This is a genomic window from Micromonospora sp. RV43 (genome assembly GCF_001029515.1).
GTDB classification, from domain to species: domain Bacteria; phylum Actinomycetota; class Actinomycetes; order Mycobacteriales; family Micromonosporaceae; genus Micromonospora; species Micromonospora aurantiaca.
Genome location: NZ_LEKG01000003.1, coordinates 96,017 through 116,852, shown reverse-complemented (window position 1 = coordinate 116,852; position 20,836 = coordinate 96,017). Strand labels below are relative to the sequence as shown.

The 20,836-nt window shown below is 72.9% G+C and carries 24 protein-coding genes; 9 read left to right on the top strand and 15 right to left on the bottom strand.

Annotated elements, in window-relative coordinates; genetic code table 11:
• Positions 1 to 245 precede the first annotated feature (245 nt).
• Entirely contained in the window at positions 246 to 434 is a 189-nt protein-coding gene (locus ABD52_RS40045; RefSeq protein ID WP_053065259.1) for a hypothetical protein, read from the bottom strand.
• A gap of 972 nt (positions 435 to 1,406) precedes the next feature.
• Here ABD52_RS40045 and ABD52_RS02260 point away from each other — a divergent pair.
• On the top strand, positions 1,407 to 1,874 hold the full coding sequence (locus tag ABD52_RS02260; protein ID WP_047890589.1) for an NUDIX domain-containing protein: 468 nt from the start codon (positions 1,407 to 1,409) through the stop codon (positions 1,872 to 1,874).
• A gap of 57 nt (positions 1,875 to 1,931) precedes the next feature.
• Here the strand turns inward: ABD52_RS02260 and ABD52_RS02255 are convergent, their stop codons facing one another.
• The 3 genes from ABD52_RS02255 to ABD52_RS02245 form a co-directional block, all read right to left on the bottom strand.
• Entirely contained in the window at positions 1,932 to 2,468 is a 537-nt protein-coding gene (locus ABD52_RS02255; RefSeq protein WP_047890595.1) for a barstar family protein, read from the bottom strand.
• Between the two features lie 107 nt (positions 2,469 to 2,575).
• A complete protein-coding gene (locus ABD52_RS02250) occupies positions 2,576 to 3,130 on the bottom strand; it encodes a GrpB family protein (RefSeq protein WP_161801594.1) in 555 nt (184 codons plus the stop codon).
• A 110-nt stretch (positions 3,131 to 3,240) separates the two neighbouring features.
• Entirely contained in the window at positions 3,241 to 3,969 is a 729-nt protein-coding gene (locus ABD52_RS02245) for an SDR family oxidoreductase (RefSeq protein WP_047890588.1), read from the bottom strand.
• A gap of 76 nt (positions 3,970 to 4,045) precedes the next feature.
• Here ABD52_RS02245 and ABD52_RS02240 point away from each other — a divergent pair, with 76 nt between their 5' ends.
• Entirely contained in the window at positions 4,046 to 4,405 is a 360-nt protein-coding gene (locus tag ABD52_RS02240) for a MerR family transcriptional regulator (protein ID WP_013475442.1), read from the top strand.
• Positions 4,406 to 4,431: 26 nt separating this feature from the next.
• Here ABD52_RS02240 and ABD52_RS41355 read toward each other — a convergent pair whose 3' ends face one another.
• The 3 genes from ABD52_RS41355 to ABD52_RS02225 form a co-directional block, all read right to left on the bottom strand.
• On the bottom strand, positions 4,432 to 5,280 hold the full coding sequence (locus ABD52_RS41355) for a hypothetical protein (RefSeq protein ID WP_047890587.1): 849 nt from the start codon (positions 5,278 to 5,280) through the stop codon (positions 4,432 to 4,434).
• A 137-nt stretch (positions 5,281 to 5,417) separates the two neighbouring features.
• Positions 5,418 to 5,828 (bottom strand): TIGR03618 family F420-dependent PPOX class oxidoreductase, encoded by a 411-nt coding sequence (locus tag ABD52_RS02230; RefSeq protein WP_047890586.1) that lies wholly within the window; start codon positions 5,826 to 5,828, stop codon positions 5,418 to 5,420.
• A 42-nt stretch (positions 5,829 to 5,870) separates the two neighbouring features.
• Complete coding sequence (locus ABD52_RS02225; RefSeq protein WP_013475439.1) at positions 5,871 to 6,311, bottom strand: hypothetical protein; 441 nt, start codon at positions 6,309 to 6,311, stop codon at positions 5,871 to 5,873.
• A 73-nt stretch (positions 6,312 to 6,384) separates the two neighbouring features.
• Here ABD52_RS02225 and ABD52_RS02220 point away from each other — a divergent pair, with 73 nt between their 5' ends.
• The 5 genes from ABD52_RS02220 (at position 6,385) to ABD52_RS02200 (ending at position 11,199) form a co-directional block, all read left to right on the top strand.
• Positions 6,385 to 7,185 carry a class I SAM-dependent methyltransferase gene (locus tag ABD52_RS02220; protein ID WP_047890585.1) on the top strand — a complete coding sequence of 267 codons (801 nt, stop codon included), beginning with the start codon at positions 6,385 to 6,387 and terminating at the stop codon, positions 7,183 to 7,185.
• A 148-nt stretch (positions 7,186 to 7,333) separates the two neighbouring features.
• Positions 7,334 to 8,509, top strand: a complete 1,176-nt coding sequence (locus ABD52_RS02215) for an ATP-binding protein (RefSeq protein WP_047890584.1) — start codon at positions 7,334 to 7,336, stop codon at positions 8,507 to 8,509.
• On the top strand, positions 8,499 to 9,695 hold the full coding sequence (locus tag ABD52_RS02210) for a hypothetical protein (RefSeq protein WP_047890583.1): 1,197 nt from the start codon (positions 8,499 to 8,501) through the stop codon (positions 9,693 to 9,695). The genes ABD52_RS02215 and ABD52_RS02210 overlap by 11 nt, the downstream gene beginning before the upstream one ends.
• Positions 9,665 to 10,381, top strand: a complete 717-nt coding sequence (locus tag ABD52_RS02205; RefSeq protein WP_013475435.1) for a response regulator transcription factor — start codon at positions 9,665 to 9,667, stop codon at positions 10,379 to 10,381. The genes ABD52_RS02210 and ABD52_RS02205 overlap by 31 nt, the downstream gene beginning before the upstream one ends.
• Before the next feature lie 74 nt (positions 10,382 to 10,455).
• On the top strand, positions 10,456 to 11,199 hold the full coding sequence (locus ABD52_RS02200) for a hypothetical protein (RefSeq protein WP_030271290.1): 744 nt from the start codon (positions 10,456 to 10,458) through the stop codon (positions 11,197 to 11,199).
• A 42-nt stretch (positions 11,200 to 11,241) separates the two neighbouring features.
• On the opposite strand, the gene ABD52_RS02195 is transcribed toward ABD52_RS02200, so the two are convergent.
• Entirely contained in the window at positions 11,242 to 11,994 is a 753-nt protein-coding gene (locus tag ABD52_RS02195) for a 1-acyl-sn-glycerol-3-phosphate acyltransferase (protein ID WP_047890582.1), read from the bottom strand.
• A gap of 99 nt (positions 11,995 to 12,093) precedes the next feature.
• Between ABD52_RS02195 and ABD52_RS02190 the strand changes: the two genes are divergently transcribed.
• The gene (locus ABD52_RS02190; protein ID WP_047890581.1) at positions 12,094 to 12,753 is read left to right on the top strand and encodes an alpha/beta hydrolase; all 660 of its coding nucleotides are present in this window, start codon (positions 12,094 to 12,096) and stop codon (positions 12,751 to 12,753) included.
• Between the two features lie 9 nt (positions 12,754 to 12,762).
• On the top strand, positions 12,763 to 13,152 hold the full coding sequence (locus ABD52_RS02185) for a VOC family protein (RefSeq protein WP_047890580.1): 390 nt from the start codon (positions 12,763 to 12,765) through the stop codon (positions 13,150 to 13,152).
• Between the two features lie 64 nt (positions 13,153 to 13,216).
• Here the strand turns inward: ABD52_RS02185 and ABD52_RS02180 are convergent, their stop codons facing one another.
• The 7 genes from ABD52_RS02180 to ABD52_RS02150 all read right to left on the bottom strand — a co-directional run bounded on the left by ABD52_RS02180 (position 13,217) and on the right by ABD52_RS02150 (position 20,811).
• Positions 13,217 to 15,277, bottom strand: coding sequence for a glycogen debranching N-terminal domain-containing protein (locus ABD52_RS02180; protein WP_047890579.1), 2,061 nt, complete (start codon positions 15,275 to 15,277; stop codon positions 13,217 to 13,219).
• On the bottom strand, positions 15,277 to 15,648 hold the full coding sequence (locus tag ABD52_RS02175) for an SCP2 sterol-binding domain-containing protein (RefSeq protein ID WP_030502239.1): 372 nt from the start codon (positions 15,646 to 15,648) through the stop codon (positions 15,277 to 15,279). The genes ABD52_RS02180 and ABD52_RS02175 overlap by 1 nt, the downstream gene beginning before the upstream one ends.
• A 160-nt stretch (positions 15,649 to 15,808) precedes the next feature.
• A complete protein-coding gene (locus ABD52_RS02170; RefSeq protein ID WP_047890578.1) occupies positions 15,809 to 16,225 on the bottom strand; it encodes a CBS domain-containing protein in 417 nt (138 codons plus the stop codon).
• Between the two features lie 64 nt (positions 16,226 to 16,289).
• Entirely contained in the window at positions 16,290 to 16,958 is a 669-nt protein-coding gene (locus ABD52_RS02165) for a TMEM175 family protein (protein WP_047890577.1), read from the bottom strand.
• Positions 16,959 to 17,058: 100 nt separating this feature from the next.
• Positions 17,059 to 18,081 (bottom strand): aspartate-semialdehyde dehydrogenase, encoded by a 1,023-nt coding sequence (locus ABD52_RS02160; protein WP_030271300.1) that lies wholly within the window; start codon positions 18,079 to 18,081, stop codon positions 17,059 to 17,061.
• A 97-nt stretch (positions 18,082 to 18,178) separates the two neighbouring features.
• Positions 18,179 to 19,522, bottom strand: a complete 1,344-nt coding sequence (locus ABD52_RS02155) for a pitrilysin family protein (RefSeq protein WP_030271303.1) — start codon at positions 19,520 to 19,522, stop codon at positions 18,179 to 18,181.
• Complete coding sequence (locus tag ABD52_RS02150; RefSeq protein ID WP_047890576.1) at positions 19,522 to 20,811, bottom strand: pitrilysin family protein; 1,290 nt, start codon at positions 20,809 to 20,811, stop codon at positions 19,522 to 19,524. Before ABD52_RS02150 ends, ABD52_RS02155 begins: the two co-directional genes overlap by 1 nt.
• Positions 20,812 to 20,836: the final 25 nt, after the last annotated feature.

The window sequence follows — 20,836 nt, the reverse complement described above, 5'->3', positions numbered from 1 at the left end:
CCTCAGCCCGAACGAGTACGAGACCGCCTGGCACAGCCGCCAGACCGAGCCAGCCGAGCCACCAATCGCCACCCCTGCGCCAGCCGGCAGCAGGTAACCACCGCTCCATCAAAGCGGGGGGAACTCAGGCCCTCGACGTAAAGGAGCCCCGCCGACGGCCCTCATGAGCCATCCGTGGGCCAGTGACCGTGGGTTCGCAGCGCGCCGCACCATCGCTGTTGCAACGTCGGCGGGCCAGCCGCCGATCAGGCAAGGAACGCCCGAAGCTGCCCTATCGCACCCCGCACCTCGGCCCGGTGCCTGCCCTCCTTGACCCACGCCGGCAGGCGTTCGACCAGGGTCTGGCTTCCCATGTACTGGCCGCGTTCCCGCAGCTGAGCGGACACGTACGCCTCCAGCAGGTCCAGGTGTTCGGCGTTGTACGCCCAGAGCACTCGCCCACGGCACTCGATCGAGAGCCAGAGTGGTTGGCCGAAGTACGGGTCGTTCGGGCCCGAGAACTCAGGGAACGCGCGCGCGTTGTTTGCGAGTCGAGGGGCCTCCCAGAGGGCCGTGTACGCGCACCCGAGACAACTGAGCCGACGACGCAGCCAGACGTCGTGCCGAGTACCGTCGGCTTCCTCGGGACACGGAAGGACCGAGGCACGTTCTGCACAGCGTGGGCAGCGGACGAGAACCTCGCCAGCAGCCAAGCCGCCCAGCCAGTACCTCGGATCTCGGAAGCGCCCGGTGCTTCCTCTCTCAGCCGACGCCATTGATCAAACGTACAGCCATCGACACAGACCCCGAGGCCACTGTAAGCGCCCAGCCGCGCCGAGAAGTGATGTCGGGCAAGTGGGCGCTTGGCGCAGGCCACTACGCTCCACATTAGAAGTGTGGGACTCGACTCTCCACCTCCCGGGCTCTGGAGGTACTGTTGCCGGTCGTGCTTGGGCCATACCCGTTGTGCCCGACGTGCCAGAAGACGAACGGCGGCCTCATCGCCGCCAAGCACCGCCAGATTCACGTCCGGGCGCACGGCAGGGAGGCATGTGTCGATGCGGGCCTTGCCGGACTCATGGCCAGCCTCTGGGCTGTCTGCGACACGCGTAGCTGTTGCGAGAACGACCGCGGACGGGCGTACGTCGTACCGACCGCGGACACGTGCGATGCAGCGGAACACCTGCTGACCAGGCTCGGACTGCGCCCGACGAATCTCGACGGGATCCTCTGTTTCCACAAGCCCAGCTCCTTTCGGCTGGACGACGCCGGCCAGGTGCGACGCGTGCTCGAACAACCAGGCGGTGCCCACTCGCGCTGGCGGGTGAACGAGAACGGGGTGTTCGAACCCGTCCGCACGGCAGAGGAATCCGCCGGCGCTGACGCCGGTCCATGACGAGCGTCCCCTCAGCGACTACCGTGCTCTGATGGCCGTCTCGTCGTACGTGGCCCGGCTGCGGGCGGTGATCGGCCACGAGTTGATCCAGATGCCGTCGGTGTCGGTCGTCGTCGTCGACGACCGCGCACGGGTCCTGCTGGTACGTCATGCCGAGGACGGGAACGGGTGGGCGGTACCCGGCGGCGCGGTCGACATCGGAGAGTCGCCGGCCCAGGCGGCCGTGCGTGAGATCCGCGAGGAGATCGGCGTCCGAATCAGCCGGCCGCGGCTGCTGGACGTGCTCGGCGGCCCCGACTACGAGGTGACCTACCCGAACGGCGACCGCGTCGCCTACGTCACGGCGGTCTACCAGGCGACCATCGCCTACGGAGAGCCGGTCCCCGACCACGACGAGATCAGCGAGCTGGACTGGTTCACCCCGCCGCAGCTAGCCGGTGCCGATCTCAACCGCTTCTCCCGGGCGCTGCTGCGGGCCACCGGTCACCTCGCCGGTTGACGGCGACCGCTTCTCGCAGGCCGCTCCGCCGCCGACGGTCGAAAGGAAGCTTCCCGGTCAGGCCGGTCGGCGGTTGGCGTCCGCCCACTCCGCGTCGTTCCAGAGCGCGGGGACCGCGCCGACCGGCTGGAACCGGATCTGCGGATCGTTGCTCTGCACGAGACACATGAGACGGCGGCCGATCAGGCTTGCGCTTCGGGAGTGGCGCGCCATCGTGTCCAGCACGATCTGGGCGGACAGCGGGCAGTGCGTGGCGAACGTGTCGTAGCCGGTGAACACGAGGACGAGGCCGGCCGCCTGGGGCGTCCACCCGTACTCCTGGCTCACCACGTCGCGCATGCAGTCGTTGAGGGCGTCGAGGTTGTGCCCGTAGTAGCCGGGGAACCCGAGCACGGCGGCCGTGTCCCGGTGCATGGCCTCCTCGGTCGTCCAGCCGGAGGCGTCCAGGTGGGTGACCTGGTAGCCGTGATCGCGTAGCCATCCGGTCGTCCGATCGAGGATCGGCGAACGCCAGAACAGAGTCACCGGCGTATTGCTCATGAGGCGGAAAGCCCGGTCCCCGCTGAGATCGGCTTCCGCGTCGAAGGCGGTCACGACCGGGAGAGTACAGCCGCGACCGGTACGCGAGCGCCATCGCTCCTCGACGGCGACGGACGGGGCGACCGTCCACCGCGGGCCGTGCAGGCGCACCCCGTCCAGATCTAGCCCTCTGCCGACTGGCGACCTGCGGATCGGCTCCACAGCCGGGCCTCGGCCGACAACTGCGCAAACACCTTTTCCTTTGCTGCGCCGTACTGGGCCCGACTGTGGGGATGCAGCGCGGCTGCACGCCTCTTTGCCGCCTCGTAGCGACGGGCAGCGTCCGGGGTGGCCGCGAGGTAGGCGCGAAAGACTCGGTTCGCCTCCGGCACCGGCGACGTGACTCCGAAAACGTGCAGGTGGTGGCTTCGCTTTCCGGCCGTGTCCTTCGCGAAGAACAAGTGCTCATCGTCGTCCGGGAAGGCCAACGGACGGTAGGCGTACCCGAGCTGCTCAAGTGGCCGGACGTCGGCGACCACCGCACCTACCTCAGGCACCACCACCAGGATGTCGATGACGGGTTTGGCAGCCAGGCCGGGGACGCTGGTGGAGCCGAAATGCTCGACGCTCAGCGCCGCGGGAAGCGCCTCCGACAACAGCCGTTCTTCGATCCTGAATCGCTCGGGCCAGGCCGGGTCGTAGGGCACCACCTCGACTACAGGCACGTCGTCGCTCACGTCGGCCACCGTAGCGGCTGGCACCTTATTCCGACCGAGGCTACGACCCGGCTGGGGCCAGAACACGAGGCACATCAGGCGCCCACCGAACAGGGCGGGTTGAACCTCGCTCAGGCCGCCGTCAGCGCCGCCAAGGCCCGGTCCATCGCGGCGTTGAACTCCTCCGGCGTCAGCGTCAGCCGGGACTTGACGTCGCGGCTCCACTGGTCGGCGAGGACTTCGGCGGCACCGGCCTCGACGCCGTCGAGCGCCGCGTCGGCCAGGTCGGACGGCGCGATCTTGGTGACGGGCCACCCGGCGGACATGTCGGTGTCGGCCAGGCCGAGGTGCACCGCCGTCACGAGCGTGCCCTGGTCGGCGAGTTCCAGGCGTACGCCGTTCGTCATCGCCCACGCGGCGGCCTTGGTCAGGTGGTACGCGCCGGCGCCTCGGGTTCCGAACCACGACATGGCGGAGAGCACGTTGACGATCGCGCCCCCGCCGTTGCGGCCGAGCGCCGGCGCGAACGCCCGGATCATCTCCAGGTGGCCGAGCACGTTCGTCTCCACCTCGTGCCGCACCGCGTCCAGCGAACCGGCCACCAGGTCGGTGCCGGTCTGGATCCCGGCGTTGTTGACGAGCAGCGTGACGTCCGGGGCGGCAGCGGCGACGGCACGCACCGATGCGGGACTGGTGATGTCGAGCGCCAGCACCTCGACCCCTGGCAGGTCGACGGTTTCCGGCCGGCGCGCGGTCGCGTAGACCTTGCGGGCGCCGCGTTCGAGCAGGCGCTGGGCGAAGGCGCGGCCCAGGCCGCGGTTGGCGCCGGTGACGAGGGCTACCGAGTTGGTGATGTCCATGCCCGGTACGCTAAGACCTGACGTTGACGTCAGAGGCAAGTGTTGATCGCCGAGACCGGGGTGAGAGGAGTCACCGTTGCCCGAGCCGCTGATCCGCATCGGGGAGGTGGCTCGCGGCGCCGGTGTCTCGGTGCGCGCGGTGCGCTACTACGAGGAACAGGGTCTTCTCTTCCCCAGGCGCAGCCCGTCCGGCCAGCGCCTCTACCGGCCGGACACGGTCACGCTGGTCCGCTTCATCCAGCAGATGTACGCGGCGGGCCTGACCAGCAGCCGGATCGCGGAACTCCTGCCGTGCTGGGACTCCGGGCACACCGACCCGGCGCAGCGGGCCATGCTGCGCGCCGAGCGCGAGCGCATCCAGGCCAGGGTCGACGAGCTGCGGGCCGCGCTGGACCGCCTCGACGAGGTCATCGCGATCACCGACACCCACCCGTAGGCGCGGCCCGCCGGACGCCGCAGGTCTCAGCGGCCCTCGGTCTCGCGGTGGGCACGCAGTGCGCCGGCGACGGCCAGCCCCACGCCGCCCAGAGCGACAGCCATCTCCACGGCCGAGGAGACCTCGATGGCACTGGCCGCCGGAGCACCCACGCTGATCATGAGCCCCGGTTGCAGGAAGGCGTCCTCGGCGGGCTCGACCAGGGTCCACCAGGTCGCCCACGCGGAGGCGAGAGCCGAGCAGGCCCTCACGGCGACCAGCGCCAGCAGGATCATCCCGGTCGGGAGGAGCCCGTGCCGGTCGCTCCGCCACCCGGACGACGCGAGCAACCCGGCGGTGACGAGCACGGCGAGCAACCCCGGCCACACGGCGGCGAACAGGTCGAGCAGCGGCGGTTCGCCGGGCGCCAGCGCCACGCTCGCCACGCACCAGACGAGCACTGCCACCGCCAGGACCGTCGTCACCACACCCAGCCGCCCGCCGCGTGCCGGCAGCGCCGACACGGCGACCGCGAGCAGGAGTACGCCGAGAACGAGGCCCCACGCGATGAGCCGCTGCCGGTCCATGCCGTCCTGCCAGTGCTCCAGCAGGTACGCCCTCGCCGCCGCCTGGCCCCGGGCCAGGTCGCCCGCGTCCGTCCCCCATCCCCGATGCCGGAGCAGGTTCGCCGCCACCAGGGCGAACACCCCGGCACCGGCCGCGACGCCCCGCCGCACCCGGGGCGTACCGGAGGTGGTGAGCGCGTGGCCGCACAGGGCCGCCAGGGTGACCGCTGCCCACAGCAGCGACGCGTCCGGCATGGCGAGCAGCGCCGCCCCGACCGACAGCAGGCCGGCCACGACCGCGGCGGCTCCCAGGCTCGGCGACAGACGCATGGCGCAGAGAGTGGCACAGGAATCCCGACCGCGGTGACCCGCCGGTTTCGTCGGTGGTCTCGGGCGTGATCGCGTGCGCCGCCGGACGACGAGGCGGGTGCCCCGAACGAGATCTCCTCCTGAAGGTTCTCCGGGGACTAGCGTGCCGTTCCGGCGAGCAGCCACCGCCGGACGGGCACCTCCAGCAGCACCCGCTCACCGTCCGGCGTGACCGGCTGCCGGATGTCCCATCCCCCGTACTTCTCCGCGAACGCCGCGACGACCTCGGGCGGGAAGCCGGTGCGGTGTACGCGGGCCTCGCCCTCCGCTACGACCGGGTGGACACCGTCCTCCAGGGCGAGCGAGACGCGGGGGTCGGCCGTCACGTTGCGGGCCTTGACGCTGCGCCCCTCGCAGCCGATCCACCAGACGCCGTCCGCGTAGACGAACCACACCGGCGTGACGTGCGGGGAGCCGTCACGGCGCAGCGTGCAGAGCCAGACGTTGCGCTCGCGGGCGAGCCGGTCCTCGACGGCCGGCGGGAGCGGTGTGGCGGGAGATGAGGCCATGCGACAAGTGGATCAGGTGTCACGCGGCGGCACGCGACCGGCTCACTCGCAGATCCGCCACTCGCCGTCTTCCTTGACCATCGGGAACGACTGGGTCACGTTCGTGCCGACCGAAGGCGTGAAGCGGATGGTCGTCGACCCGCTCACCCGCCCGTTGTTGTTCGACACGTTCAGCCCGGTGATCTCGTAGCCGGTGAACTCCGGCTGGGAGGACTGCTGCCGGGTGAAGTCCGCCTCGCTGACCCGGTCGCGCACCGAGGAGCAGAACTGCCGGTACGCGGCGGGATAGTCGCGGTCGACGATCGCCTCGGCATAGGTCTCCGCTGTGGACCGGGCCGGGCCGGTGGCTTCCTGCACGGCCCGGAAGAGGAAGAAGCCGGCGAGCACACCGCCGGAGCAACAGATCGCCAGCACCACGCCGAGCACGATGAACAAGGTTCGCTTGGACTTCTTCGGCGGCACCATGGCCGGCTGGTATGCCATACCCCGCAGGGTAGGAAACACCGGCAACCGTAAACCGGATGCCGCGGCTCCGCTTCTCGGCGACCATCGATCGATGCCCGCACACCGCCCGGCCGAACCGGACATCAGTCGCTACTACACCGAGGTCTACGCCGAGGCCGACCGGCTGGAAGGGTCACCGCAGGGCCGGCTGGAGGCACGGCGTACCCGCGATCTGCTCGCCCGGCTGCTGCCCGCCGCACCCGCGGACGTGCTGGACGTCGGCGGCGGTCCCGGTGCCTACGCGGGTCCGCTCGCCGCGGCCGGTTACCGGGTGCACCTGGTCGACCTGGTGCCCGCGCACGTGGCGGCCGCGCGGTCCGCGTACCCGCTGGTGACCGCGTCGGTGGGGGACGCCCGCGCGTTGCCGTCGCCCGACGCGGCGGCGGACGCGACGCTGCTGCTCGGCCCGCTCTACCACCTGCCGCGGCAGGCCGACCGGGTGGCGGCGCTGCGCGAGGCGGCGCGGGTGACCCGGCCGGGCGGGACGGTCGTGGCGGCGGCGATCAGCCGCCACGCCGCGCTGATCGACCTGAGCGCGCAGGGCCGCGTCGACGAGCACAACCGTCGGTTGCTGCGCGCCGAGTACGAGACCGGCGTGAACGATCCCCGCACGGGCTTCACCACCGCGTTCTTCCACCGGCCGGAGGAACTGGCCGCCGACTTCGTCGCGGCCGGGCTGCCCGACCCCCAGGTGTACGGGGTGGAGGGTCCGCTGTGGCCGCTGCTGAACGCGCTCGGCACCGGGTCGCACGAGCGGTTGTTCGCCGACGCGCTGGCCTGCGCCGAGACGTTCGAGCGGGACGCGGCGATCCTCGGCGCCAGCGCCCACCTGCTCGCCGCCGCGCGCCGCTGACCGCCGGGCCGGAGTGCGGTCTGCTTTACGCCGGAGCGAAACTCGTCAAGCACCAAGGGTGACCAGTTGCGACAAACCATGTTATTCTCCAGCGTCAATCTATGCCGCGCGGACCCGGCCGGGTCGCTGCCGGAAGGACATCCCCCCGATGCCGGTCGCTGCCGCCATGCCCCTGTCACGGGCCCCGCTGGCACGTCCGGCGGGTGACGCGTTCAGCCGGATCTTCACCACCCTGCCGGCGCTGCTGCGGCTCACCTGCGGCCTGGTCGGCGCGGTGGTCGCGCTGTCGGTGCGTACGCCACCGGTGCGGGTGGCGCTGCTGGTCCCCGCGGTAGTCGTGCTGACCGCCTGGTCGGTCTGGTACGCGTTCCGCGCGTTCCGGCACGGCATCGGCGGCGCGCTGATCGCCGGGGACGTGGCGCTGACCACCGCCGCCGCGCTCGCCGTCCCGTGGCTCGTCGCGCCGGAGGTGCTGCCGGGCGAGGCCAGCTGGGTCGCGGTGCTGGCCAGCTCGACAGTCATCAACGCGCAGGCCACCGCCCCGGCCCGCTGGTCCGTGCCGGCCGGCCTGCTGGTCACCGCCGCGTACGTCACCGGCACCACGCTGGCCGGCAACCCGGTCGAGGCGCGGGCGCACGCCGGGACGCTGCTGGTGCAGACCGGCAGCGCGGCGGTGATGACAGCGGTGATGCGCCGCCGGATCGCCCGCGCCGACGCCGCGTTCGCCGACTACCAGCGGCTGTCCCACGAGGCGGTGGTGGCACGCGCCGCCCGCGAGGACGAACGGCGGCAGAACCGCGACCTGCACGACACCGTCCTGGGCACGCTCACCATGGTCGGCCTCGGCGCCGTACCCGACTCGGCGACGTTGCGCGAGCGGTGCGCGGACGATCTGCGTACCCTCACCGCCCTGGCGGGCGCGCGGACCGCGACCGCGCCCGGCGAGACCGACCTGGACGAACGGCTGCGCGAGGTGCTGGCCGGGACGCCCGGGCTCGCGGTGACCGCGACGCTCGCGCCGTGCCGGCTGCCGGCGGAGGTCGCCACGGCGCTCGCCGACAGCGCCGCCGCCGCGCTGGCGAACGTGGCACGCCACGCGCCGGGCGCGGCCACGTCGCTGCGCCTGGCCCGCGAGGGCGGCACCGTCGTGGTCGAGGTGGTCGACGACGGTCCCGGTTTCGACCCGTCCACGGTCCCGGCCCACCGGTACGGGCTGCGCGAGTCGATCCACGGGAGGATGAGCACTGTGGGCGGTCAGGCGGTGGTGACTTCCGCCCCTGGCACCGGCACCCGGATTCGGCTGGAGTGGTCCGATGGCGAGTGAGTCGGGTACGGCCGTGACGGCCGGCTCCGCGCTGCGCCCGCTGCCCCGGCCGCGGACGGCGACGCGCTCCGCGGCGGCCACGACCCCGCCGGAGGCGCACGCGGTGGCCGACGCGTCCGACGGCGGCGCGCGGATCGCCGTGATCGTCATCGCGGCGGCCTGGCACCTGGCGGTGGCGCTGCCGGCCGTGTTGCGGGCCGGGCCGGGGATGGCCTTCCCGGCCGTGGTGGCGACGGGCTGGCTGGTGACCGCGCTGGTCGGGGTCGGGGCCGGCGTACGGCTGCTGCGCGGCGGGCTGCCGGCGGCCGGGCCGCTGGCCGCGGTGCTGCTGGTGGTCGACGCGGCGGTGGTCGCCGGGGCCGGCGACCGGTTCCTGTTCAGCACCGCCAACTGGGTGTGGGGCGGCCTGGCCTGGTTCTTCCTGCTGGTGCTCTGGCAGCGGCCGGTGCGCCGGCTGCTGGTCATGCTCGCCGCGCACGGCACGATCGCGCTGGCGGCGGTGATGCTGTACGGGGCGACCGCGCCGGCCGACCTGAGCCGGGCCGCGATGTACGTCTACGGCACCTCCACCCTGCCGGTGGCGGTCTTCGTCGGCGCGGCCGCGCTCACCGCGCAGGCCCGGAACCGGGCGGCCACCGCCGCGGCGACGCTCGCCGTGGCGGCGGAGCAGGAGGCGGCCGAGCGGGCCCGCACCGAACGGCAGGCACGGCTGGCGCTGGTCAGCGGCACCGCCGAGGAGGTGCTGGCCGAGCTGGCGGCGGGCGACGCCGACCCGGCCGACCCGGCGGTACGGCGGCGCGCGGTGCTGGCGGCGGCCCGGCTGCGCCGGCTCATCGCCGAGTCGGACGACGTGCCGGACGCGCTGCTGCACGAACTGCGCGCGGCGGCCGACCTGGCCGAACGCAACGGACTGCCGATCGACCTGGTGTCGGTCGGCACGCCGCCGGAGTTGCCGGTGGAGATCCGGCGCGGGCTGGCCGACCCGCTCACCGCGGCGCTCGCCGCCGCCGAGGGTTGGGCCCGGCTCACAGTGGTAGCAGGCCAGGACGAGGTGGTGGTCAGCCTGGTGACACCGGATCACGACGGCCCGGACGAGCCGGCGACCGGCGGGGACGGGCCGGTGGAACACCTGCACGAGCGGGACGGGGAGATCAGATGGACGCAGACCCGCTGGCGGCGGACGTGAACGCCGGAACCCCGATCGGGGTGGCAATCGTGGACGACCATCCGGTGGTGATCGACGGGGTGCGCGCCTGGCTGGCCCGCGAGCCCCGGTTGCGGGTGCTGGCCACCGGCGACGACCCGGACGAGGTGCTGCGGGCCGCGCCGGACGCCGAGGTGGTGCTGCTCGACCTGCGCCTGCACGGCCGGATGGTGCTGGACAAGCTGGCCGAGCTGAGCGCGGCCGGGCGCCGGGTGGTGGTCTACTCCGAGCACAGCGACCCGCAGACCATGCTCGCCGCGCTCGACGCCGGGGCGGTCGCGTTCCTGGCCAAGCACGAGGGGCGCGAGCACTGCGTGGCCACCGTGCTGGCGGCGGCGAGCGACCGGCCGTACGTGCCGCCGGCGCTGGCCGGGGCGATGGTCGGTGACGCCCGTCCGGATCGTCCGTCCCTGTCGGACAAGGAGCGCGAGGCGCTGCTGCTGTGGTTCCAGTCGATGTCGAAGGCGTCGGTGGCGCGCCGGATGCAGATCAGTGAGCACACGGTGAAGCAGTACGTCGACCGTGCGCGGATCAAGTACACCCGAGCGGGCCGTCCGGCCGCCACGAAGGCGGCGCTGCTCGCCCGGGCGATCGAGGACGGACTCGTCCGACCGGAAGATATCGGCATCTACCGGTCGCAGGCTTCGGCCGACCGGCCGACCCCCTAACAGGTGTCATGACAGTCACCCCAGGAATCGGGCAGGCTCACCGGTACCGCCAACCGTCATCGGGAGGTCGTACCGTGCCGGAGGACGCCACACCCTTCTTCGTCGGACCGCATCGGTTCGACGCCGACGACGACCCCACCCGTCCCGTGCTCGACCGGCGTTACGAGCTGGTGCCCGAGCCGGGCGAACGCCTGCTCGGTCAGCACGTCCTGCGCGTCGCCGGTCACCTGCTCGGCCCGACCGAGGACGTCCGCTGCTGGTCGCTGCCCGCCCCGGCGACGATCACCGTGACCGAGCGCCGGCTGGCGTACGTCTGCACCGGCTCGGACCTGTCGGTGGTCTCCGGGCGGGACAGCCGGGCGGCCGCCCGGCACCGGCGTCCGGTCCGGCTGTCCCGCCTGGTCAGCGGGCAGATCCGCTGGCAGTGGCCGTCCCGGCTGGAGCTGGCCGAGGTGGGCGACGGCATCGGCGAGCTGCGCATCGTGTGCGACGCGCTGCGCACCATCCGGCAGCCGGCGCTGGCGCTGACCGGCCCGGTCGGTCAGGTGGCCGCGCTGGCCCGGCAGGTACGCCGCTCGGTGGCCGGTTTCCGGCTCGCCAACGCCGAACTGGTGGACCTGTCCCCGCCGGAACGGGACGTCCTCGCCGTCCGGGCGGCCGCCTCCCCCGGCCCGACGCTGGGCACCGTGACGCTGCCGGGCTCGCTGCCGGTGGAGTTCCTGTCCCGCGACGACTACTACCGTCCGCCGGAGGACGAGGCGTCGCCGTGGGCGTGGTCCGGCTTCCCGGCCCACGGCCAGCCCGGCTCCGCCTGCTGACGGTCCCCCGTCACGAGCGGCCGGCCGGGCGCGCGGGCGCGGTCAGGAGGCGCTGCGGGTGCGGCGCTCGGACCGGTCCAGCTCGACCGCCTCCTCCGGGGTCGGCGCGCTGCCGCCCAGGTGGGCCGGCTGCCACCAGGCGTCGTCCGGGCCGGACGGCTTGTCCGGGTACTCCCGCTGGGCCCGGTCGACCAGCGCCGACAGGCGGGTACGCAGGTCGGCGGTCATGGCCGTGGCGTCCGGGTAGGCGGACGGGTCCATCGGCTCGCCGACGATGATGGTGATCGGCGTGTGCCGGCGGGTCAGCGTGCGCGGGCGGCCCTTGGTCCACAGCCGCTGGGTGCCCCAGAGCGCGACCGGCAGCAGCGGCACGCCCGCCTCCTGTGACATCCGGGCCGCGCCGTTCTTCAGGTCCTTGACGGTGAAGGAGCGGCTGATCGTCGCCTCCGGGAAGACGCCGACCACCTCGCCCCGGCGCAGCGCGCCGACAGCGGCGGCGTACGACCCGGCGCCGGCGGCCCGGTTGACCGGGATGTGCTTCATGCCGCGCATCAGCGGACCGGAGACGCGGTGCCGGAAGACGCTGTCCTTGGCCATGAACCGGACCAGCCGCTTGGCCGGGTGCGCGCCGTAGCCGCAGAAGATGAAGTCGAGGTAGCTCACGTGGTTGGACGCGAGCACGGCGCCGCCGGTGTGCGGCACGTGCTCGCTGCCGGACACGTCCAGGCGCAGGTCGAGGAGCCGGAACATCGTCTTCGCGGCGGTGATCACAGGGGGGTACACGAGTTCCGACATGTCGAAACTTTACCCCGAGTAGGTTACGCGACCGTAGGGCCGATCTGCCCTCGGCAGACCCGGGTCGCGCACCGGCCCGGGCCCGGCGACGATGGCGACATGACCGAACGCGCGGTGCTGCTCTGGATCCACGGCGGAGGATGGCGGGCCCGCGCCGAGGAGGACGGGACGGCGCTCGCGTCGCTCGGGCTGCGCGTGGTCCCGGCCACGTACCGGTTCTCGCACCAGGCGCGCTGGCCGGCGCAGCTCGACGACGTCCGCGTCGCGGCCCGGGCCGCCCGGGCCGCGGCGGGCGGCCTGCCGCTGCTGGTGGGCGGCGACTCGGCCGGCGGGATGCTGGCGCTTCAACTCGGCCTGCGCGGGGTGGACCGGCCCGGCGACGTGGCGGGGGTGCTCGCGTACTGGGCACCCGTCGACCCGCTCGACCCGGAGCAGCGGCGCCGGCGCGCTCCCGGCGACGACCCGTGGACGGACCTGCTGGGCCGTCCGCCGACCGCGGGCGATCCGGCCACCGTCGACGCGACTGTCGCCACCCACCTCGGCTCCGGCGTACCGGTGCTGCTGGTGCAGGGGCGCGACGACGAAGCGGTGCCGGCCGCCCAGCCGGTCGAGCTGGCCGGCCGGCTGCTCGCCGCCGGGCACCCGACGCATCTCTGGCTCACGCACGGCGGTCACGCGCTCGACCTAGCCCGGCCCGACCTGCGCGCGGCCGCCGCCGCGTTCCTGGACAGCGTCCTGCCCGCCGCCGCGGGCGACTAGGTTCGAAGAATGCCCGACCTCGCCGCGATCGTCATCCACTGCCGCGACCCCTACCTGCTCGCACCGTTCTGGAGTGCGGTCACCGGGCTGCCGGTGGTCGAGGCGGACCGGGTGAAGCTCGCCGAGGGCACGCTCGCGCCGACCGAGGCGGTGCTGCTGCGCGACCCGCACGGACGGCGTCCGGACCTGTGGATCAGCCCCGCCGACGTGCTGCCGGAGCCCGGCCGGATCCACCTCGACCTGGTCGGTGACGCCGAGGAGCGGGCCGCGGTGCTGGAGGCGGGCGCGACAGTCGTGCGCGAGCTGCCGCGCTGGACCGTGCTGGCCGACCCGGAGGGCAACGAGTTCTGCCTGCTCCCCCCGAACGAGGCACACACCGCGCCGCCGCCCGGGCACTGACCCGCCGCCCGGGCGCCGGCACCCGCCGCCCGGACGCCGGCACTTGCCCCGGGCGCCGGCCCGCTCAGTCGGCCAGCTCGTCGAGGTCGAGCCGGCCCCGGGCGAACGCGTCCACCCGGCCCCAGCGACCCGGGATGTCCAGCACCTCGATCCGTCCCATGCCCACCGGCAGCCGCGGGTCGACAGCCAGGTGCTGCTCGTGCGGCTCCAGACCGAGCATGGTGCGCAACAGCAGCAGCGGCGCCCCTGTGGACCAGGCCTGCGGGCTGCACGCGGTCGGGTACTCCACCGGGAACTTGGTCAGCTCGCGCGGGTAGCCGCCGAACGCCTCCGGCAGCCGGCCGTCGAAGTAGGTGGCCGCGTCGAGGATGCCGTTGGCCACCGTGGCGGCCTCCTCGGCGAAGCCGTACCGGCGCAGACCCCAGGCGACGAACGAGTTGTCGAACGGCCAGATCGTGCCGTTGTGGTAGCCGATCGGGTTGTAGCGGACCTCGCCCTCGGCCAGCGTCCGCACCCCCCAGCCCGACCAGAGCCGGGGACCGACCAGATGCTCGGCGACCTTCGCCGCCCGCTCGTCGTCCACGATCCCGCTCCACAGCAGGTGGCCCATGTTGGAGCTGAGCACGTCGCACTGACGCCCGTCCGGGTCCAGCGCGAGCGCGTAGAAGCCTCGGTCGGCGACCCACCAGTCGTTGTTGAAGCGCCGCTTCAGCTCCGCCGCCTCGCGTTCCAGCTGATCGGCGTACGCGGGGTCGTCCCAGAACAACCGGGCCATCCGGGCGGCCCGCATCTTCGCGTCGTACGCGTACCCCTGCACCTCGCAGGTGGCCCGGGGGAACGGCGGCAACGTGCCGTCGGCGTACGAGATGGAGTCCCACGAGTCCTTCCAGCACTGGTTCTCCAGGCCGGTGTCGGTGTTGCGCCGCTCGTACCAGATGTAGCCGTTGCCGAGCAGGTCGGCGTAGTCGTCGACCCACTTCAACGCCGCCCGGCACTCCCGTTCCAGCTCCTTGACCAGCGCGCCGTCGCCGCTCCACCGCTCGTACTCGTCGAGCAGCACCACGAACAGCGGCGTCGCGTCCACCGAGCCGTAGTACGGCGAGTGCGGCTGCTCCTCGAACGCGGCGGTCTCGCCGTACCGCATCTCGTGCAGGATCCGGCCCGGATCCTCGTCCCGGAAGTCGTCGAACCGGGTGCCCTGGAGCGCGCCGAGGATCCGCAGCGTGGTCTTCGACATCTCCGGCGCGAACGGCAGCACCTGGAGGCAGGTGAGAATGCTGTCCCGGCCGAACATGGTCATGAACCAGGGCAGGCCGGCCGCGGGGAGCGTCTGCCCGCCGAGTGACAGCGGCGAGAAGCGCAGCGCCGCGAGGTCGACGAGGCTCCGCCGGTACGTCGCGGCGAGTTCCTCGTGCTCGCTGTTCAGCTTCGGTGCCCGGCTGATCCACTCCTCCAGGTCGTGCTGGAGCGCGAGCCGCTCGGTGCCGTGCGCGCGCAGCCCCATCCGCAGGTCCCGGCCGCCGGGGCCGATCGCGAACGTCTGCACGTCGATGACCGCTTCCCACTGCTCGTTGGGTTCCAGCCGGATGCTCCAGGCGAAACCGCGCTGGTCGTAGCGGGCCGGCTGGTTGGCGGAGACGAGCGTCTCGCGCCGGAAGTTGCCCCGCCGGTAGCCCAGGCGCAGCCGGTCCGACTCGGCCTCGGCGTAGTGTTCGCCCTTCTTGTTCAGGATCTCGTCCTTGACCTGGAACAGGTCGGCGAAGTCCGATCCGGCGTCCATCCGGATCTCCAGGTCGACCGGCTTCTCGTCGTGGTTGAGGATGGTCAGCGTCTCGCGGAAGCTGCCGCCGACCGCCCGCTCCCGGATGACCGACAGCTTCGCGTCGATGTAGTGCGTGGCCATGCCGGGCACCAGGAAGAACCGGGCCTCGTAGTACTGGAGGTCGTCGTAGGACAGCGCGTTGAGCCGCTCGCCGTTGATCGTGAGCACCCATTTCGACAGGTACCGCGTGTCGAGCGAGAACAATCCGGTCGGCTCGCTCGGTGTGGCCTCGATGTCGCCGGTGTCCTCGCACACCACGAACGTGTTGCCGTCCAGGATCCGGACGGAGTTGCTGCCGGGCATCAGGCACCCCTCCCGCCGAACGTGTGGTGCGGTCCCCGGGAGTCCGGCGGACCGGGGAAGACCCGCTCGACCTGCAACACGAGCCGCAGGTCGCCGACGACTGTCATGTCGCCGCGCAGCAGCGCCGCGATGGCGTTCTCCTCACCGCCGACCAGCTCGGCGAACAGGCGCGGCTCGGTGCCGACCACCGTGTCCGCCTCGCCGTCCTCCTGCCGGACCCGCAGGTTGCCGTGATCGATCTCCAGCAGCCAGTGCGTGGTGTGCGGGCCCTCGTGCAGGTCGAAGCGGAGCGTTCCGGATGTCTTGACCAGCAGCGGCTCGAACCCCCGCCGGTCCAGGTCCTCGAAGAATCTCGTGGTCATGTCCACCATCCGGGCGACTCCTCCCGCGATCCGCGGTCTACCTGTCGAGGCTCGTGTCCCCACCCGATCCGGGGTCAACCTCGCCCGAACCGGGTGAGCGCGGCGCCACGGCACGGACGCGCGACGCCGGCCCCCGAACCGGGAGCCGGCGTCACCGCGGCAGGCAGGTCTAGTTGTTGGGCTCGTCGGCGCTGATGTCCGCGAGCACCGACTGGGGTTCCCGCTCCACCGCCAGGTCACCCATGGAGATCAGGCCGACCAGCCGGCCGTCGTCGATCACCGGGAGGCGACGGACCGCGTACGTGCGCATCAGGTCCGCGGCGGCCACGGCGTCGTCGTACTGGCTGACGGTCACCACGTCCTTGCTGGTGACCTGGTTGAGCCGGGTGGCGGTGGGATCCATGTTCTCGGCCACGCCCCGCACCGTGATGTCCCGGTCCGTCACGATGCCGACCACGTTGTCGCCGTCGGTCACCACCACGTCGCCGATGGCGCTGTCGCGCATCTCCTGCGCCGCGGCGATCAGCGTGTCGTTGCCGTCCATCGTCACCAACCGGGTCGTCATGAACTCTCCGACCGTTGTCATGGTGCTCCCCTCTCGGTGTCGGCACCGCCGTCTACCCGCCGCCACAGGCGGGGTAACGCGGGCGTCACCGCCGGTGACGCAGGCGCCGGCGCAGGTCGTAGAAGCCGTTGCTGGACAACCCGTAGAAGAGCGGCAGCAGCAGGAGCACCACCAGCGCCGCCGGCACGCTCAGCAGCACGCCCACCAGACCGGCGATCGCGTACGCGAGGACGCCGAGCAGCGCCCGGACGCGTTCGGCCTCGAAGAACCGGGCGGGGACGTGCGGCTCCAGCAGCTCCCGGTGTCGGCTCAGGTAGTGGTAGAGCCACAACCAGGTGATCGACAGGATCACGCCGACCAGCGCGTACGCGGACACCGCGACCCGCTCGTCGAAGACGTCGCCCTCCTCCACGGCCCGGGAGACGAGCGCGGTGACGAACGGCAGCAGCGCCACGCTGAACAGCACGCCGAGGTTCGCCCAGTGCAGTCCCCGGTCGGCGCAGCGGACCCGGTGGAACGTCCCCTTGTGGTTCAGCCAGTTGACCGCCACGTACAGGTAGGACGTGACGTAGGCGAGGTAGACCGGCCACTGGTCGAGCAGCGCGCGCAGCATCCCGCCCGGCGCCGTCTCGGGCACCCGCAGGTCCAGCACCAGCAGCGTGATGACGATGGCGAAGACCGCGTCGCTGAACCCGATCGCCCGGCCGGTGTCCGGGAGGATCCCGGCGTCACCGGTGTCTCCTTCGGCCGTCATCGGCACCCCCGCCCTGCCGGCGCGGGGCGGCCGGCGACGCGGGTGCATACCCGCTGCGGGGGCGTCCGTGCCGGATGGTCCGGCACGGACGCCCGCGGGGTCAGCGCTCGGCGGCGACCAGCTCGGCGAGCTGCACGGCGTTCAGCGCCGCGCCCTTGCGCAGGTTGTCGTTGGCGCAGAACAGCGCGAGCCCGTGCTCGACTGTCTCGTCGGCCCGGATCCGGCCGACGTACGTCGGGTCCTGGCCGGCCGCCTCCAGCGGCGTCGGCACGTCGCGCAGCGCCACGCCGGGCGCGCCGTCGAGCAGCTCACGGGCCCGGGCCGGGTCGATCGGCCGGGCGAACCGGGCGTTGATCTGCAGCGAGTGGCCGGTGAAGACCGGCACCCGCACGCACGTGCCGGAGACCTTCAGCCCGGGGATCTCCAGGATCTTGCGGCTCTCGTTGCGCAGCTTCTGCTCCTCGTCCGTCTCGAAGGAGCCGTCGTCGACGATCGAGCCGGCCAGCGGGAGCACGTTGAAGGCGATCGGACGGGCGAACGAGCGCGGCGCCGGGAACTCCACCGCCCGGCCGTCGAAGGCGAGCCCGGCGGCGTCCTCGGCCACCTTGCGGACCTGCTCGTCCAGTTCCGCCACACCGGCCAGGCCGGCGCCGGAGACCGCCTGGTAGGTGGCGACGACGAGGCTGACCAGTCCGGCCTCGTCGTGCAGCGGGCGCAGCACCGGCATGGCGGCCATCGTGGTGCAGTTCGGGTTGGCCACGATGCCCTTCGGGCGGTCCGCGATCGCGTGCGGGTTGACCTCGGCCACCACCAGCGGCACCTGCGGGTCCATCCGGAACGCCGAGGAGTTGTCGATCACCACGGCGCCCGCCTCGGCGACCCGGGGAGCCAGCTCCTTCGCGGTCCCCTTGCCCGCCGAGAAGAGCACGATGTCCAGGCCGCGGTAGTCCGCGGCGGCCGCGTCCTCCACGGTGACCTCGCCGTCGCGCCAGGGCAGCGTGCGCCCGGCCGACCGGGCCGAGGCGAACAGGCGCACCTGCTCCGCCGGGAACTCGCGCTCCGCCAGCACCTGCCGCATGACGCCACCGACCTGACCGGTGGCTCCCACAATGCCGATCCTCATGCCCGCGAGGCTACCCAGCCGGGCGGTGCGGGTGGGAAACGTTTCCCACCGCGCGGATGCGGGGCGACGGGAATCACAGGCCCGCCGCCCCGCCCGGTCACGTGTGGTCGACCACCTCGCCGAGACCGCTGGCGACCAGCTCGTCCCGGATGACCGCCGCGTCCCCCTCGATCACCATCGTCAGCGACTCCGGGTGCAGATAGGTGGCGGCCGCCGCGGAGACGTCCTCGACCGTCGCCGCGAGCAGTTGCTCCCGCAGCCGCGCGTGGTAGTCGTCCGGCAGGTCGTGCACGACCAGCGTGGTCAGGGCCGCGGCGATGGCCCGGGGGCTCTGCAACTCGACCGAGAGCTGCCCGGCCCGCCAGGAACGCGCCACCTCCAGCTCGTCCTCGCTGACACCGGTGAGCTGGGTACGCGAGATCTCGCCCACCGACTCGACGAGCGCCGGGGCGGTCACCGCGGTCTGCACACCGGAGCTGACCGCGAACCGGCCGAACCGCCGGGACGAGGCGAAGTCGCCGCGGATCCCGTACGTGTAGCCGCGTACCTCCCGGATCAGGTGGTTGAGCCGGGACGTGAACGCGCCGCCGAGCACGGTGCCGGCGAGCGTCATCGGCACGTGGTCGGGGTGGGCGCGATGCGGGGACGGGTGGCCGAGCCGCAGCGTGGACTGCACCGAGCCGGGCCGGTCGACCAGGATGACCCGGCGCTGCCCGGCCAGCGGCACGTCGATCGGGCCGCCGCGTTCCACCGGGCCGCCGCCGGCGCCGGCGAACGCCGTCGCGGCGAGCGCGTCCAGGTCGATCCGCTCCAGGTCGCCGGCGACGACGAGCGTGCCGGGGCGGATGAACCACTCCGAGTGGAAGACGGTGACGTCGTCCACCTCCAGCGCGGCCACGCTGTCCGGGTCGCCGTAGAGCGGGCGGCCCCACCGGTGCTCCGCGCCGAACAGCTCGGCCCGCAGCACCGCGTCGGCACGCGGGCCGGGGTTGGCCCAGTCCATCCGCAGCGCGGTCGCCTCGTCGTCGCGTACGCGCAGTACGTCGGCCGGGTCGAGCCGGGGCGTACGGACCGCCTCGGCCAGCAGCTCCACCGCGGCGGTCAGCCGGTCCACCGGCACCTGCACGCTCACCTGGAACGAGTCCCAGTCGAGCCCGGTCGCCAGCTCGGTGCCGAGCGCCTCGATGGCCAGCGCGTACGCGGTGGCGTCCCGCTGCGCGGTGCCCTCCTCCAGCGCCTTGGCCAGCACCGCGCCGAGGCCCTCCTTGCCGACCGGCTCCCGGCCCGCGCCGCCGTCGAGCAGCAGCAACGCGACGGCGAGGTTCTGCCCGGGCAGGTGCGCGGCGACCACCTGACCGCCGGCCACCGTCCGCCGGACCACCTGCGGGAACCGGTAGGCGCGGGCGGCGCCGGGGCCGGGACGGGTGGCGATCAGCGACATCAGTTCTCCTCGGGCAGGTAGGTCAGGATCACCCGGTCGGCGGCGCCGAGCAGCTCGGCGGCCTGCTCGGCGATCTGCTCCGCGGTCACCGCGAGCCAGGCCGGCAGCCGGTCGGCCGCGCGGGCCGGGTCGCCGAACTGGGTGGCGTAGCGGCCGAGCGTGTCCGCCCGACCGTCGACGGTGGACATCTGCCGCCACCACATGGTGCTCAGCAGCGCCTTGGCGCGGTCCAGCTCGGCGGCGGTCACCGGCACGGTGGCCAGCTCGTCGACCACCTCGGCGAGCCCGTCGCGCAGCCGCTCGGCGCTCACCCCGGGACGGGCCGTGGCGGTGGCGATCAGCGGGGCGGGCGCGTGCGCGAGGTCCACCCCGTACGCGCCGACGAGGTCCGGCTGGGCGATCCGCTCACCGTCGGCGAGCCGCTGGTAGAGGCGGCTGCCCCGGCCGCTGCCGAGCACGGTGCCCAGCACCGTGGTCACGTCGTACCCCTGGGTGCCGAACGGGTGGGTGCGGTGCGCGACGTAGACGCGGGGGGCGGGCACTTCGGCGGTGACTGTCTCCACCGCCGGGCGGCCGGTGGCCGGCACGGTGCGGCCGTCCGGCGCGGCCGGGATGTCGGCGCGCGCGGTGAGACCGCCGAAGTACTTGTCGGCGAGCGCGAACACCTCCGCCGCCTCTGTGTCGCCGACCACTGTGAGGACCGCGTTGTTCGGCGCGTAGTACGTGCTGTGGAACTCCTGGAAGGTGGCCAGGTCGGCGGCGTTCAGGTCGGCCATCGACCCGATCGTCGCGTGGTGGTACGGGTGGCCCGGCGGGTAGAGCAGCGGCAGCAGCCGCAGCCACGCGTCGCCGTACGGCACGTTCTCGTAGCGCTGACGGCGCTCGTTCTTCACCACGTCACGCTGGTTGTCCAGCGTCTCCTGGGTCAGCGCCGGCACCAGCCCGCCCATCCGGTCGGCCTCCAGCCAGAGCGCCAGTTCCAGGTGCTCGGCCGGGACCGTCTCGAAGTAGTTGGTCCGGTCCGGGTTGGTGGTCGCGTTGAGCGAGCCGCCCGCGCCCTGGATCAGCTTCATGTGCTCGGTCTTCGCCACGTTCACCGAGCCCTCGAACATGAGGTGCTCGAAGAGGTGGGCGAAGCCGGTCTGTCCCGCCGGTTCGTGGCGTGAGCCCACGTCGTACCAGAGGTTGACCGCCACGGCCGGGGCGGTGCGGTCCTCGCTCACCACCACACGCAGGCCGTTGTCCAGTCGGGTCGTCTCGATCGGCCAGGGGAAACCGCTGTCGGGCATGAGACGACGCTATCCGATCTCGGAG

What these genes read in the sequence shown, in the direction of transcription:
- ABD52_RS02260 (WP_047890589.1), top strand. Translation starts at nt 1,407, where the DNA reads ATGGCCGTCTCGTCGTACGTGGCCCGGCTGCGGGCGGTGATCGGCCAC.
- ABD52_RS02245 (WP_047890588.1), bottom strand. Translation starts at nt 3,969, where the DNA reads ATGGACATCACCAACTCGGTAGCCCTCGTCACCGGCGCCAACCGCGGC.
- ABD52_RS41355 (WP_047890587.1), bottom strand. Translation starts at nt 5,280, where the DNA reads ATGCGTCTGTCGCCGAGCCTGGGAGCCGCCGCGGTCGTGGCCGGCCTG.
- ABD52_RS02230 (WP_047890586.1), bottom strand. Translation starts at nt 5,828, where the DNA reads ATGGCCTCATCTCCCGCCACACCGCTCCCGCCGGCCGTCGAGGACCGG.
- ABD52_RS02225 (WP_013475439.1), bottom strand. Translation starts at nt 6,311, where the DNA reads ATGGCATACCAGCCGGCCATGGTGCCGCCGAAGAAGTCCAAGCGAACC.
- ABD52_RS02220 (WP_047890585.1), top strand. Translation starts at nt 6,385, where the DNA reads ATGCCCGCACACCGCCCGGCCGAACCGGACATCAGTCGCTACTACACC.
- ABD52_RS02215 (WP_047890584.1), top strand. Translation starts at nt 7,334, where the DNA reads ATGCCGGTCGCTGCCGCCATGCCCCTGTCACGGGCCCCGCTGGCACGT.
- ABD52_RS02210 (WP_047890583.1), top strand. Translation starts at nt 8,499, where the DNA reads ATGGCGAGTGAGTCGGGTACGGCCGTGACGGCCGGCTCCGCGCTGCGC.
- ABD52_RS02205 (WP_013475435.1), top strand. Translation starts at nt 9,665, where the DNA reads ATGGACGCAGACCCGCTGGCGGCGGACGTGAACGCCGGAACCCCGATC.
- ABD52_RS02195 (WP_047890582.1), bottom strand. Translation starts at nt 11,994, where the DNA reads ATGTCGGAACTCGTGTACCCCCCTGTGATCACCGCCGCGAAGACGATG.
- ABD52_RS02190 (WP_047890581.1), top strand. Translation starts at nt 12,094, where the DNA reads ATGACCGAACGCGCGGTGCTGCTCTGGATCCACGGCGGAGGATGGCGG.
- ABD52_RS02185 (WP_047890580.1), top strand. Translation starts at nt 12,763, where the DNA reads ATGCCCGACCTCGCCGCGATCGTCATCCACTGCCGCGACCCCTACCTG.
- ABD52_RS02180 (WP_047890579.1), bottom strand. Translation starts at nt 15,277, where the DNA reads ATGCCCGGCAGCAACTCCGTCCGGATCCTGGACGGCAACACGTTCGTG.
- ABD52_RS02175 (WP_030502239.1), bottom strand. Translation starts at nt 15,648, where the DNA reads ATGGTGGACATGACCACGAGATTCTTCGAGGACCTGGACCGGCGGGGG.
- ABD52_RS02170 (WP_047890578.1), bottom strand. Translation starts at nt 16,225, where the DNA reads ATGACAACGGTCGGAGAGTTCATGACGACCCGGTTGGTGACGATGGAC.
- ABD52_RS02165 (WP_047890577.1), bottom strand. Translation starts at nt 16,958, where the DNA reads ATGACGGCCGAAGGAGACACCGGTGACGCCGGGATCCTCCCGGACACC.
- ABD52_RS02160 (WP_030271300.1), bottom strand. Translation starts at nt 18,081, where the DNA reads ATGAGGATCGGCATTGTGGGAGCCACCGGTCAGGTCGGTGGCGTCATG.
- ABD52_RS02155 (WP_030271303.1), bottom strand. Translation starts at nt 19,522, where the DNA reads ATGTCGCTGATCGCCACCCGTCCCGGCCCCGGCGCCGCCCGCGCCTAC.
- ABD52_RS02150 (WP_047890576.1), bottom strand. Translation starts at nt 20,811, where the DNA reads ATGCCCGACAGCGGTTTCCCCTGGCCGATCGAGACGACCCGACTGGAC.